Source organism: Ignatzschineria ureiclastica (assembly GCF_003121845.1).
Lineage (GTDB): Bacteria > Pseudomonadota > Gammaproteobacteria > Cardiobacteriales > Wohlfahrtiimonadaceae > Ignatzschineria > Ignatzschineria ureiclastica.
Genome location: NZ_QEWQ01000002.1, coordinates 60,609 through 73,830, shown reverse-complemented (window position 1 = coordinate 73,830; position 13,222 = coordinate 60,609). Strand labels below are relative to the sequence as shown.

Annotated in this window: 12 protein-coding genes; 5 read left to right on the top strand and 7 right to left on the bottom strand. The window is 40.7% G+C overall.

The window, feature by feature from the left end:
* Positions 1 to 114 precede the first annotated feature (114 nt).
* Positions 115 to 720 carry a nucleotidyltransferase family protein gene (locus DC083_RS03135; protein WP_109188818.1) on the top strand — a complete coding sequence of 202 codons (606 nt, stop codon included), beginning with the start codon at positions 115 to 117 and terminating at the stop codon, positions 718 to 720.
* A 71-nt stretch (positions 721 to 791) separates the two neighbouring features.
* Positions 792 to 1,766 carry an XdhC family protein gene (locus tag DC083_RS03130; RefSeq protein WP_109188817.1) on the top strand — a complete coding sequence of 325 codons (975 nt, stop codon included), beginning with the start codon at positions 792 to 794 and terminating at the stop codon, positions 1,764 to 1,766.
* Between the two features lie 163 nt (positions 1,767 to 1,929).
* On the opposite strand, the gene DC083_RS03125 is transcribed toward DC083_RS03130, so the two are convergent.
* A complete protein-coding gene (locus tag DC083_RS03125; RefSeq protein WP_109188816.1) occupies positions 1,930 to 2,832 on the bottom strand; it encodes a transglycosylase SLT domain-containing protein in 903 nt (300 codons plus the stop codon).
* Between the two features lie 211 nt (positions 2,833 to 3,043).
* Here DC083_RS03125 and aroQ point away from each other — a divergent pair, with 211 nt between their 5' ends.
* From aroQ to accC, 3 genes are all read left to right on the top strand, one after another.
* Positions 3,044 to 3,502, top strand: coding sequence for a type II 3-dehydroquinate dehydratase (gene aroQ / locus DC083_RS03120; RefSeq protein WP_109188962.1), 459 nt, complete (start codon positions 3,044 to 3,046; stop codon positions 3,500 to 3,502).
* Between the two features lie 63 nt (positions 3,503 to 3,565).
* Positions 3,566 to 4,036, top strand: a complete 471-nt coding sequence (gene accB / locus DC083_RS03115) for an acetyl-CoA carboxylase biotin carboxyl carrier protein (protein ID WP_026878596.1) — start codon at positions 3,566 to 3,568, stop codon at positions 4,034 to 4,036.
* A 13-nt stretch (positions 4,037 to 4,049) separates the two neighbouring features.
* Positions 4,050 to 5,405 (top strand): acetyl-CoA carboxylase biotin carboxylase subunit, encoded by a 1,356-nt coding sequence (gene accC, locus DC083_RS03110; RefSeq protein WP_026878597.1) that lies wholly within the window; start codon positions 4,050 to 4,052, stop codon positions 5,403 to 5,405.
* A 292-nt stretch (positions 5,406 to 5,697) separates the two neighbouring features.
* On the opposite strand, the gene phoA is transcribed toward accC, so the two are convergent.
* From phoA to DC083_RS03080, 6 genes are all read right to left on the bottom strand, one after another.
* Positions 5,698 to 7,131: an alkaline phosphatase gene (gene phoA / locus DC083_RS03105; RefSeq protein WP_109188815.1), complete on the bottom strand. Its 1,434-nt coding sequence runs from the start codon at positions 7,129 to 7,131 to the stop codon at positions 5,698 to 5,700.
* 671 nt (positions 7,132 to 7,802) lie between these two features.
* Positions 7,803 to 8,588 carry a 2-oxo-tetronate isomerase gene (otnI, locus tag DC083_RS03100; protein ID WP_109188814.1) on the bottom strand — a complete coding sequence of 262 codons (786 nt, stop codon included), beginning with the start codon at positions 8,586 to 8,588 and terminating at the stop codon, positions 7,803 to 7,805.
* Between the two features lie 4 nt (positions 8,589 to 8,592).
* Positions 8,593 to 9,285, bottom strand: a complete 693-nt coding sequence (gene otnC / locus DC083_RS03095) for a 3-oxo-tetronate 4-phosphate decarboxylase (protein WP_109188813.1) — start codon at positions 9,283 to 9,285, stop codon at positions 8,593 to 8,595.
* Positions 9,282 to 10,550, bottom strand: a complete 1,269-nt coding sequence (otnK, locus tag DC083_RS03090) for a 3-oxo-tetronate kinase (protein WP_109188812.1) — start codon at positions 10,548 to 10,550, stop codon at positions 9,282 to 9,284. Before otnK ends, otnC begins: the two co-directional genes overlap by 4 nt.
* Before the next feature lie 58 nt (positions 10,551 to 10,608).
* Positions 10,609 to 11,508: an L-threonate dehydrogenase gene (ltnD, locus tag DC083_RS03085; protein WP_109188811.1), complete on the bottom strand. Its 900-nt coding sequence runs from the start codon at positions 11,506 to 11,508 to the stop codon at positions 10,609 to 10,611.
* Positions 11,509 to 11,699: 191 nt separating this feature from the next.
* Positions 11,700 to 13,055 carry a GntP family transporter gene (locus DC083_RS03080; RefSeq protein WP_109188810.1) on the bottom strand — a complete coding sequence of 452 codons (1,356 nt, stop codon included), beginning with the start codon at positions 13,053 to 13,055 and terminating at the stop codon, positions 11,700 to 11,702.
* Positions 13,056 to 13,222: the final 167 nt, after the last annotated feature.

The window sequence follows — 13,222 nt, the reverse complement described above, 5'->3', positions numbered from 1 at the left end:
TACACAAGGAAAGAATCCAAATTGAAATGATAGATTATTCGATCATTGATTGATCCTTAATCATCTATAGATAAAGATTCTTTCCTTTTTGTTGATCAAAGGCAAGAAGGTACTATGATTGCATTACTACTAATGGCAGCCGGTTTCAGTGAACGATTCAAAGCAAGCTGCCCTTATCCGCCACGACATAAATTAGCCATGGCGGATCAAGATTCTCAAACGATGCTAGAGAAGAGCTATCAACAGGCATACCAAGTTATGACTCCTGAGAATATCTTGATTGTGACCAATCAACTTGAACCCAATATTGCCGAAATTGCTCGTACACTGCCAAGTCCACAGATCAGTATTCAAAGTGAAGGGTTAGGAGAAAGCATTGCAAAAGGCTTATCTTTTGCCTTAGAACATAATCCGCACTATAAGGCAGTACTCATTCTACCGGCAGATCTTCCCTTTATTCAGGCGGATAGTTTTACACAAGTGATCACCGCCTTAACACAATATCTTGAGCATAATGTTCGCCCCTATTACCAAGATACTGCCGGGCATCCTGTTGGCTTTCAGCAACATTGTTTTTCTGAATTACTACAATTAAGTGGTGATCAAGGAGCGCAGAAAATTCTGCAAAAATATCCCCTCAAAAAAATATACCTAGAAGATCCCGGAATCACCCAAGATATCGATACTTATGAAGATTTTTGTCAGTATCACCCGATTTAAAATTGTTATAGCTTGCCCCAATCATCATTAGCCAAAATCCTTGGAATTTTACGAATATTAGGAGATGCTCTATGAAAATGCTCGATCTACAAGTTCTAGAAACTGCTCTGCAATGGTTACAACAAGATCGGCCCATTTGGTTAGCGACCGTCCTGCATACTTATGGCTCCGCCCCCCGTTCACCCGGTGCACTATTTGTAGCAGATGCTAATGGACAATATTACGGCTCGCTCTCTGGCGGTTGTATTGAAGAAGATTTCCTAGAAAAAATTCAGACCGGATTTTTCACTGAAAAGAGTGAAGAGGTTGTGTATGGCGAACAGAGCGAGCAATTCAAACCCACTACAACCCTTCCTTGCGGCGGTACTATTGATCTCTTGGTGGAATATATTACGCCCTCTGATGAGAGAATAGTCTATTTAAAAACCATGATTTCGGCACTCAAAGGCCATGATATTTTGCAAAAAACCGTTATATTAGGAGAATACCCTACGCTAGAAACAGTCGTAGAAGCGGATAACCTTCCCTTTATTCAACATCATGGGACACATATGGAATTAACCATTCGTAGCTATACAACTCTCTTTATCGCCGGGATCTCGGCAGTGGGTCTCTATTGTATGGAATTTGCTGATCAATTAGGATTTGCTGTCATTGTCGCCGATGATCGAGCAGAAGAGATCCGGCAACTTAAAAATCTGCCGATCTATGAGCGAATCACCTTCTTAGAGACATTCCCAGCCCAATATATAGAAAATAATAGTATCTCTGCACAAACTGCGATTATTTCATTAACGCATGACCCTAGAATCGATGATTTAACCATGTTAGCAGCCTTAGAAACACCTGCTTTCTATATCGGCGCAATGGGCTCTAAACGCAATAGTGCTAACCGTATGGAGCGGTTAAAAAGTTGTAGTGATTTTACCGATCAAGAACTGTCACGCATCCATGCCCCCATCGGACTCCCCATTGGCAGTAAGACACCCGCAGAGATTGCACTCGCCATTATGGCGGATATCGTCAAAGCGAAGAATGGCAAATAGCAAAATAACACTTTTCTGATCGCAATAAAAAACGCTAGTCAATTACCAAATCGACTAGCGTTTTACATGATCAACACTTCACTCAAGTGCCAGAATATATACTCATAAACACAAAATTTATATGTTGATAAAAATATGCATGCAATGATCAGTTGCAATAATATTACAGCGCATAAGAGGATAACCCATCTAAATCTAAAAGCTCTTTCATCAGGATCACAATAGATGAACCATCTTTCGCATAGACATCTGATGGATTAAAATACTTAATCGTTTGATCATCAATACCATGTTTTTTGACGGTATTGAGCAATTTAGCTTTATTGGAGGCTTTCACTTCAATCAATTGAGGGATATTCGCCATCGCAACATCAAAACGCTGCTCTTTGAGAGAGAGCGCGGATAATGCTAACACTTTAGGAATATAAGCCTTCGTAATTGCAGGGAGATCTAAGTGCCAATAATCAGTCGGTTTTCCTGCTTCGCGATTTTTCTTCATACTACGAAGTACGCGCCCTTCTCCTGCATTATAAGCTGCGATCGTTAAGAGCCAATCACCATCGAAACGACGATTAAGATACTCAAGATAATCCAAAGCGCCATTGGTTGCTTTGATCAAATTCAAACGACCATCTGATTTAGGTGAAACATGAATACCAAATGTTTTAGCGGCAACAGGACTTAATTGCCAAAGACCAATATGCTGACCATTTCGAGCATTCGGTTTATAACCACTCTCTACTAAAGGAATAAAAGCAATTTCAAGAGGCATTCCACGACGTTCAACTTCTTGTACCACAAAGTTAAATACCACTAAGCCCTCTCCATCTAAATGGGTAAATAAACTCTGATTATGGGACTCAAAATCTGCAATCATCGATTTCACGCGAGCATGATTTTTATCTTTGATTTGCATTCCTTGAGCGAGTTTAGTCGTTAGGAGTTCATTGCCGGAGAACTTCGCTTCCATCCCTTTGGCCACGCCAAATGACATAAATGAAGAGAGAAAAAGACAAAGGGTAAGTCCGAGTTTGGTTTTGAAACTTTGCGTCTGTTGTATAATCATCCTGTTATTTCAATATTGTTAAACACGTCAAAAGTATACCCAATAAATATTAAAAGTACCGCTTTATTTTTTAAATGAACAACATCAAGCAACATTGTTTGATAAACAAATACAAAAAATAGTGTGAGAAAAGATACAAATTTACAAGCCTAAATGGTATAAGTGAAATTCTAGGCACTGTTGTCTATTATACGGTAAAATAATCAGCATGATGAATCGAAATAAAAATAAAAACATACTTTTAGTCAACGGAGCAAACTTAAATCTCCTAGGGATGCGTGAACCTGAAATTTATGGTTCTACGACTTTAGCGATGCTAGAAGAGATGCTGGTTGACAAAGCCCATCAACTCGAGGCAACACTCAAAGCGATGCAAAGTAATCGAGAGTATGAGATTATTGAAGCGATTCATGCCGCAAAAACAACAGATATTGACGGTATCATTATTAATCCCGGTGCATTTACCCATACAAGTGTTGCTATTCGGGATGCTTTTTTGGGTGTCGATATCCCTTTTGTAGAGATTCATATCTCAAATGTTTACCAACGAGAGACTTTCCGACATCACTCCTATCTCTCAGATATTGCGAGTGGCGTTGTAGTCGGTTGTGGGCTTTATGGTTATGAGCTTGCACTACTACAGATATTGAATATAATCTCTCATAAATAGATCAAATAAGGAGATCCTCTTTCGCAGGGTCTCCTTATCATTTTTACATAGGAGTTAATCTTAATGGATATTAAAGAAATAGAAAAATTAGTCGAACTCATTGATAAATCATCTATCGATGAAATCGAAATTACCGATGGTGAAGAATCACTTCGTATTAGCCGTTTCCCTAAAGAAGCGCCCGGCATGCAGATGATGCAACCTATGATGCAGCCTATGCAAATGCCACAAGTTCAGATGCAAGCACAAAGCCCTGCTGTTGCAACAACTGCAGCTGAAGCACCTAAAGCTGAACTTTCAGGTAAAGTGATTCGCTCTCCAATGGTAGGAACTTTCTATCGTGCAGCTTCCCCTACATCTGACCCATTCACAGAAGTCGATGCACAGGTTAATGTGGGTGATGTTGTATGCATTATCGAAGCCATGAAGATGTTCAATCAGATTGAGTCTGAAGAATCAGGTAAAGTTGTAAAATTCCTTGTTGAAAATGGTGAACCTGTCGAGTTTGATCAGCCTCTGATGATCCTTGCATAAGGAGCAATTTGAGATGTTAAAAAAAGTATTAATAGCCAATCGTGGAGAGATCGCACTTCGAATTTTAAGAGCTTGTAAAGAACTTGGAATTCAAACCGTTGCTGTTCACTCCACTGCAGATAAAGACCTAAAGCATGTTCGTCTTGCTGATGAGTCTGTCTGTATCGGACCTGCAGCTCCCGGCGCTAGCTACCTGAATGTGCCCAGTATTATTGCCGCTGCTGAACTTACCAATGCCGATGCAATCCATCCTGGTTATGGCTTCCTCGCTGAGAATGCAGATTTTGCAGAGCAAGTTGAAAGTTCTGGCTTTATCTTCATTGGCCCTAAAGCTGATACTATTCGGATTATGGGCGATAAAGTCTCTGCGAAAAAAGCGATGATCGAAGCCGGTGTTCCTTGTGTACCGGGTTCAGGTGATGCGCTCTCTGATGATAAAGAAGAGAATCTTCGCCTGGCTCGTGAAGTCGGTTATCCTATTATCGTCAAAGCTTCTGGTGGCGGCGGTGGCCGTGGTATGCGCGTTGTGGAATCTGAAAAAGATCTCCTTCGTTCAATCGAGCTTACTAAATCAGAAGCGCTCGCGGCCTTTGGTAATCCTGAAGTCTATATGGAGCGTTATCTTGAAAAACCACGCCATATTGAGATTCAAGTATTAGCAGATGGTCAAGGTCATGCCATTCATTTAGGTGAGCGCGATTGTTCATTACAACGTCGCCATCAAAAAGTGGTTGAAGAAGCCCCTGCACCTGGCATTACTGCTGAAGAGCGTGCGCAAATCGGTGAAGCGTGTGTTGCTGCGTGTAAGCGTATTAATTATCGTGGTGCCGGTACTTTTGAGTTTCTTTATGAAAATGGTGAATTCTTCTTTATCGAGATGAATACCCGTATTCAAGTTGAGCATCCTGTGACAGAACTCATTACAGGTGTTGATCTTGTGAGAGAACAGCTCAAAATTGCAAGTGGCGAGCCATTAAGTTTAACGCAAGATGATATCCAAATCGAAGGTCATGCTATTGAATGCCGGATTAATGCCGAGCATCCCGAAACATTTGTCCCTTCACCAGGTACGATCACCACCTATCACCCACCTGGTGGCCCTGGTATTCGGATCGATACCCATATCTATACCGGCTATCGTGTTCCGCCATACTATGACTCAATGATTGCGAAAATTATTGCTTATGGACCGACTCGTGAAATGGCCATTGCGCGTCTTAAAAATGCGTTACAAGAGCTTGTGATCGAAGGAATCAATACCAATGCGGAATTACACCTACGGATTTTAAATGATCCAGGATTCCTCAAAGGTGGCATGGATATTCACTATCTTGAGAAAATGCTAAAAGAAGCGAAAATTGGGGCTTAAATACCCCTAATGATCAGATAATACCTAATTCAATTAGCGTAAAATCAATCACAATAGAAACGCTCTAACTCAATAGTTAGAGCGTTTTTTTATAGTAATATCGGTTCAAAATAAGCTTATTCAAATGTCGGCGTATTGGTTAATCGAGGCAAGAACGCTCTTCTATCCGGCATTTTGCAAGTGTTGTTTAATACAGCTTTATATTTTTGTTGATATCACATACCAACTGCTTAAAACCATTTTTTAAACTCAATTTACTATAAAGCCCAAAATCGTCATATACAAATAGTAACTAATCATTTTTTTGATCTAATTCAAGCGCATCTTGGATAATGAAGAAAAGGTCTGTTTGATCTAAAAGCCCGGTTACATTCGCCGCTTGTGGTCCAAAAGCCGCAATACGTAATTGTGATCCTGTGTGATTTTGCGATTCTGTCATCGAGTTACTATAGTTGATTGTCATAGGGCTACCCTCTTTAGTAATCAATGTTTGTGTTAATCCCGGTGCATTGGCGCCAGCGGGGATAATTTGACTTGAATGAGCATGATCAGCTGTTACGATAATCAGTGTATCCCCATGTTTTTTCGCAAATTCTAAACCAACTTGAACAGCCTCATCAAGATCTACCGTTTCTCCAATTTGCCCACAAGCATTTGCTGCATGATCTTGTTTATCAATAGAAGCTCCTTCTACTTGTAGGAAAAAGCCATTCTCATTTTGACTTAATAGATCGATAGCAACTTCAGTCATCTCAGCTAGCGTTGGAATCTCTGCTGTGCGCTCACTATTCACTTCACACTCGACCGGCTCTAATAATGCCCCTCCCTCAACGGCTTTAGGACCTTTCCAACGCACCGGCATATTCCCTTCTGCAAAGAGACCGATGACAGGTTGATCTTGGTTAGCTTGGGTTAATGCTTTCATATCCGCATTATTATAGACAAAAATATACCCTTGATCTTCAGCGCTTTCAGTCAAAGTTTTGCCGGCATATTGACCTGCTTTTGCCACTTCTTTAAAAGATTTTGCACCACCACCTAATGTGATATCCGCTCGTGTTTCGATCAATTGTTCAGTAATAGAACCTAATCCGCCATTTTCTAAAGCACTTTCGGGACAGAGCGTTGAAGTCGCTTCAGGACCATAACATTTACGCTTAGGAACATGCGCAAATTGTGCTGCCGGTGTAGCATCTTGAATCTCGGCTGTAGAAACATTACCTGTTGCAAGTCCTGCTTCTTTCGCAAGCTCTAATAACGTTGGGAATGGATTGCCATTGACATCAATTCCTAACGCGCCATTAAACGTCTTCACACCCGATGACCAAGCAGTCGCTGAAGCGGCTGAGTCTGTCACATAATTCGGTAATTTAGTTTTAGGATCTAAAGCATAATGAGTATACTGACCGGTAAAAGGAAGCGCATCAATCCCTTTAAAGAAACCACCTGCACCTTCTGCAAAGTTTCTCGCAACGGTAATCTCAGAATCCCCCATTCCATCACCAATAAAAAGGATTACATTTTTGACATTGTGCTTCTTCATCTCAGCTTTCAAGGCTTCAACTTGATCCCCTTTCAATCTTGTCGCGCCCCCCTTTTCGATCACATTTCCTTTCGCAGCACGATCAAAGAGCACCGCATCATCGGCCATTGCATTGCCAGATACCATTAAAAGAGCGGTTAAAACAGCTGTTTGTAGCGGCTTTTGAGTCAATAATTTTTTCATTATTCGATTCCTATTGATGGACTTATAAAATGATATTTTCACGACTTTTATAGATGTTGAATGCACTTAAAGTTTTTTATGCATTTTTATCTAAAAAGTACGAAAGAAGATGGATCAGAATTGATTACATATATCAATTGTTCTGCATCCAATCATCATTATCTTAGAAATCTTTTATGACAAGGTTATTACAATTAACATAAATATTATTAATAATTTGGTTAAACATATTTACTTATATGAAGTACTTGGAATTAATTCCTATTATCAACCCAAATAAGCTTATTCAAATGTCGGCGTATTGGTTAATCGAGGCAAGAACGCTCTTCTATCCGGCATTTTGCAAGTGTTCTTTAGTACGCGATTTTATGTTCTTTTAAATCCTACACTAGCTGCTCAAAAACATTGTTCTTAAACAAAAACTACTATACAGATCTGTTTTACTAAACATCTATTTACTACACATCTATTTACTACACATCTATTTTCATACAATAAAAAACCGCCCTTTCAGAATCACTTTTAAGAAATTCTAAACTGACGGTTTTAATAATACAGGATCAATATAGAGATATATTATATGAATATATTGTTATCTGTCGTGATGTATCGCTATATATTCTTATCTATAGTCTCCTACTGATATCTCCAACTAGGCTCTACACACTTCATTAGCCTTTTAAGCGATAAGGTTTAAACCAATCTAATCCTGCTTCTGTATTGCCTTCAGGATTATATTCGCAACCGACCCATCCTTTATAACCTAATTCATCTAATAGATTAAAGAGCCAAGGATAATCGATCTCGCCTTGATTCGGTTCATGACGATCCGGTACAGAGGCGATCTGGATATGCTTAATTTGATCAATATGATCTTTGAGGAAATTAGTGATATTGCCATCCACTAGTTGTGCGTGGAAAAAGTCATATTGCACCCCTACATTCTCGCGATCAATATCTTTCACTAATGCAAGCGATTGATATTGACTGCTAAAGAGATAATTCGGCTTCACCGGGGGGCTTAATGCTTCAATTACGACATCAATATTGTGTGACTTGAATAGATCAGCGGCATAACGCACATTTTCAATAAAGGTTTGTCGATACGCGCCACGATCTTCCCCTTCCGGTACAACGCCTGCCATTACATGTACACGTGGACATTTGAGCACTAAGGCATATTCAAAAGCTTGATTAATCATCTCCCTTGCTTCTTTTTCTCTTCCCGGAACAGCAGTTAAACCCCATTCCCCTTTTGCAACATCACCTGGGGCTGTATTGAAAAGTGCTTGCTCTAAACCATACTTTTCTAAAAGAGAGGCTAATTCTGCCTTATCATACTCATACGGAAAGAGAAATTCTACCGCTTTAAAACCGGCATTCGCCGCACGTTCAAAGCGATCTAAAAAATCAACTTCTTTAAACATCATTGATAGATTTGCTGCAAATTTAGGCATTCTATTATCCTTTGAGTTCTTCGATCTCAGCTTGGGTTAAATAACGAATAGGACTATTTTGTAAGATAAAAGAGAGCTTCGCTGCATCCTCCATCTCTTCAAGATTATCCGCTGCGATTTGTAAAGTGGAACCGGTTACTACAGGTCCATGATTAGCCAATAAAAAAGCCTTATAATCTGGCGCTAAACGCCCAAGATCCGTAGCAAGCATATCAGCACCCGGCCGGTAATAAGGAACCACCGGCACCTCGCCAACACGCATTACTACATAAGGAGTGAAAGGCTTAATGGCATTCTTAGGATCTAAATTTTCCAAACAAGAAAGCGCCGTCAAGTAGGTACAGTGTAGATGCACAATTGCTCGATGAGTGGGATTATGAATGTAGATCGCCCGATGAAACACCACTTCTTTAGAGGGTTTATCACCCGACACCCACTCCCCATCAATCGTCACTTTTGAGAGTTTATCCGCCTCAAGCTCTCCTAAACAGGAACCTGTCGGCGTTGCTATTACCGTCTCATTATCCGAAAGTAGAATCGAAAGATTCCCCGCCGAGCCCGTTGCATACCCTCTTGCAAAAAAGGATTTGCCAATACGAACAATCTCGCTACGGGCAAATTGTTCCTCCTTTACTAATACTGCGGGATCAACGGTTTTCGGTACTATTTTTTGCTGCTGTAGATGATTTGAGGTCATACCACAAACTCCTCTTGTGCTCGTGCAAAGAAATCTTCATCGCCAAAATTCCCTGATTTAAGCGCCAATGAAATGGGTTGTTTCACCCCTTTCACCCAAGGTACACCCGGTGAAATCACAGGACCGATATAGAAGTTTTCCACCCCTAAAGTTTGCGCTACCACACCAGATGTTTCACCGCCTGCCACAATAAACCGAGTGATAGAACTCTCTTTTAAGGCCTCTGTCAATAGTCGAAAAGTCTCTTCGACCGCGTGACTAGCCTTCTCAGCGCCATATTGTTGCTGAATTTGTGCTAACATCTTCGCATCACTCGTGGCATAGATTAAGGGTGCTAACGTCTTCCCTTTCTGCTCGTCAATCCATTGTATAATTTCTTGGACATACTGTTTGCGATCTGCTTCATCGATCACTTTTGCAACATCAATGGCAAAATTTGGTGCTTTAGCACTATAGCAATGCACCTGTTTATTGGTCATTGCCGAGCAAGAACCTGAGAGTACTATCGCATCGCCTTTCACAGGATACCCCGCGCTATTCGCTTGCCCCCCTGATCTTCCCGCTGTATGAGCTCTAGCTAAACCGATTGCAAGCCCTGATCCGCCGGTCACTAATTTCATTGTTTTAGTGGCTTCTCCTTGAATCACTAAATGATCCTCAGTCAAAGCGTCTAACACAATATAATTAATGCCTTCTTGAGAAAGCGCTTCAATACGGGCTTTCACAAAATCAACACCTTTATCTAACTCATCGCTCGTAATCAACCCTGCTTTTCCGTCGCTTTGCATCTCCATTAAACGCTGTAAGCTACTATCTCGCATCGGATTGAGCGGATGATTTTTCATTGGGGATTCAGACAATAACTGATCTAATACAAAGAGATACCCTTTATAGACAGTCCGACCATTAACGGGTAATGCCGGCGAGATAATCGTTGTTTTTTCCCCTAATGCATCTAACAATGCATCGGTTACAGGACCAATATTCCCCTCTGCAGTACTATCAAAGGTTGAGCAATACTTAAAATAGACCTGCTCACAGCCTTTTGATTGTAACCATTTCAGCGCTTCTAAAGAGATTTGCACCGCCTCCGCTTTCGGGATAGAACGGCTCTTAAGACTGATCACAACCGCATCTGTATCTACAGCTTCATCAGCTTTAGGTATCCCGTTAAACTGCATTGTGGAAAGACCATTTTCTACAAGAAAACTCGCTATATCAGTTGCACCGGTAAAATCATCGGCAATGACACCAATTTTCATCATTGACTCCTTCTCTATTTTTTAATTCATTGGATTATTGACAATATATCGTCATCACAATCTATTTCGCCTTAGGTAACTCAATACCTGAGAAGATCTTAATTACCGCACTATCATCTTCCCGGCCATAGCCTTTATTAGAAGCCTCGACAAACATATTGAGCGCTGTAGAGGCCAGCGGTAAGGGGAATTTCAACTCTTTTGCTGTATCCCGAACAAGATTTAGATCTTTTACAAAGATATCCACTGCTGATTTGGGCGAGTAATCACCATCGACCACGTGTTTCATCCGATTTTCAAACATCCAAGAATTACCAGCGGCATTGATAACAACATCATACATCACATCTAAAGGGATATTCGCTTTAGCCGCTAATGCCATTGCTTCAGCTCCGGCAGCGATATGCACACCTGCTAATAATTGATGAACAATTTTCACCGTTGAACCAAGACCAATCTCCTCGCCGATGTTATAGACTTTCGCCGCAATCGCCTCTAGTACAGGTTGTAATTGCGCAAATGTTGCCGGCTTACCTGCCGCCATTACTGTAATTTCACCACTATTAGCTTTAATTGAACCACCTGAAACGGGGGCATCTAACATTGGCAATTGAAATTCCGCTAATCCTTTCTCAATAGCTTTTGCATCTTCTGCTGAAATAGTAGCTGAAACCATCACAGGTGTATTTGCTTTAAGATGTTGCGCTACGCCATTCTCACCAAAGAGTACGGCTTTTGCCTGAGCTGCATTGACCACATAGACCAATACCGCATCTAATTCTGATGCAAACTCGCGGCAATCCTTACCCACCGCTTTAGCACCTGCCGCTTTAAGATCGGCAAGCGCCGCCTCATTAAGATCAATCCCATAAGTAGTAATGCCGGCACGAATAGCTGATTTAGCCGCACCCATTCCCATTGATCCTAATCCAATAACTGCTAATGAAAATTGTTGACTCATAATATTGATCCTTCTATTTATGATAATTGTGCTCTCCTCTGTGATCGAGGACTCTACTCGAAGCAACGCTCTAGAAAGCACGTTATAAAATTTTTGTACTGATAGTTTTTGTACTGATAATCCTTTAATATCTTGATAACTTACTATCTTGATAGGTTAATACATTGATATATTGCTACGGCTTATCAAATTTAAATCAATGACCATACCAACCAAGTTATTAAGAAGCCTGAGACACCGAGGATAGTTGTTAAGACAGTCCACGTTTTAAGTCCATCTTCTACTGAAAGTCCTAAATATTTGGTCACAATCCAGAACCCTGAATCATTCACGTGTGAGAGACCTAATCCGCCAAAACACATCGCTAATGTGACTAAAACGATCTCTGTTCCACTCATTCCAATCAATGACTCTGACAATAAGCCTGCCGTTGTTAAGATCGCAACGGTTGCCGATCCTTGAGAAGCTCGTAATGCCAATGAGATTAAAAAGGCCGCTAACATAATGGGTAAGCCAATCGAGGTGAGAAGATCCGAGAGCGCTTTACCCACACCAGATTCCACCAAAACATTCCCAAAAACACCACCAGCACCTGTCACCATAATGACCACTGCGGCGGCAGGTAATGCCTCGCCCATCACATCACTAATCTGCGTTAAGGTATAACGCCGGCGAATCCCTAAGAAGTAAAAGGCCAAAATCAGACCAATCATCAATGCAATTACTGGTGCACCTAAAAAATTAAAGAATGATTTAATACTTGATTCCCCATCAATCACTGCCGAAGAAACAGTACCTAGCATAATTAGGAAGATCGGGGCGATGATTAAAAAGGCGATTAGATAAGGATTTGGCGCATTTTTAGCTTTCTCTTCTAAAGCTATTTCCGTTACAACTTCGCTATCATTATTCGTTTGTGGTAATAGATTTTTATACTCTTTGCGCGTAATCCATTTAGATGTGAAATACCCTATGACTCCGACAAAAATACAGATGCCTAGACCGATAATGGTTAATAAGCCGATATCTGCACCGGTCAATTCAGCTGCTGAAATGGGACCTGGATGCGGGGGTACAGAAACATGCACCGTTAACATAATCCCGGCAACAGGAAGCCCAAATTTAAGAGGCGACACTTTCGCAACCCGCGCAAAACCGTAAATAATAGGCGCTAAGATAATAAATCCCACATCAAAGAATACCGGGATACCCAGGATAAATGCCGAAGCTGTAAGCGCGGGAATAGCTCGTTTAGCGCCTAAAAGACGGCTAAAATAGTTAGCTATGGATTCCGCACCCCCAGTTTTTTCGATAATTTGGCCTAGCATTGCACCTAAACCCACAATCATCGTCACAGAACCGAGTACTTTCCCCATCCCTGAAGTCATCACATTTACAACATTGTTCATGGGAATACCACTGGCTAATGCCACAATAATACTCACCAATAAAAGCGCCACAAAAGGTTGTATTTTAAACCGTATTACCATTAATAGAAGTCCTAAAACTCCTAAAATAGCTACCAATAATAGATATCCTTGACTCATTACCGTCACTCCTTGACAAAATTCTTCCTCACCAATATCTATCAAATCTCATCATTTTTCAACATAAATAAGATAAAAAGCTGTCCTAGGTCTAACTTAATACGTTAGAATAAAGAAACTATCTCTCTTTCTTCCTTGATAAATGCTAGGTTAGAATGATGCTCTTG

Excerpts from the sequence above, each read along its gene's own strand:
- DC083_RS03125 (WP_109188816.1), bottom strand. The coding sequence starts at position 2,832 with ATGATTATACAACAGACGCAAAGTTTCAAAACCAAACTCGGACTTACC.
- DC083_RS03135 (WP_109188818.1), top strand. The coding sequence starts at position 115 with ATGATTGCATTACTACTAATGGCAGCCGGTTTCAGTGAACGATTCAAA.
- aroQ (WP_109188962.1), top strand. The coding sequence starts at position 3,044 with ATGAATCGAAATAAAAATAAAAACATACTTTTAGTCAACGGAGCAAAC.
- phoA (WP_109188815.1), bottom strand. The coding sequence starts at position 7,131 with ATGAAAAAATTATTGACTCAAAAGCCGCTACAAACAGCTGTTTTAACC.
- DC083_RS03130 (WP_109188817.1), top strand. The coding sequence starts at position 792 with ATGAAAATGCTCGATCTACAAGTTCTAGAAACTGCTCTGCAATGGTTA.
- otnI (WP_109188814.1), bottom strand. The coding sequence starts at position 8,588 with ATGCCTAAATTTGCAGCAAATCTATCAATGATGTTTAAAGAAGTTGAT.
- DC083_RS03080 (WP_109188810.1), bottom strand. The coding sequence starts at position 13,055 with ATGAGTCAAGGATATCTATTATTGGTAGCTATTTTAGGAGTTTTAGGA.
- ltnD (WP_109188811.1), bottom strand. The coding sequence starts at position 11,508 with ATGAGTCAACAATTTTCATTAGCAGTTATTGGATTAGGATCAATGGGA.
- accB (WP_026878596.1), top strand. The coding sequence starts at position 3,566 with ATGGATATTAAAGAAATAGAAAAATTAGTCGAACTCATTGATAAATCA.
- otnC (WP_109188813.1), bottom strand. The coding sequence starts at position 9,285 with ATGACCTCAAATCATCTACAGCAGCAAAAAATAGTACCGAAAACCGTT.
- otnK (WP_109188812.1), bottom strand. The coding sequence starts at position 10,550 with ATGATGAAAATTGGTGTCATTGCCGATGATTTTACCGGTGCAACTGAT.
- accC (WP_026878597.1), top strand. The coding sequence starts at position 4,050 with ATGTTAAAAAAAGTATTAATAGCCAATCGTGGAGAGATCGCACTTCGA.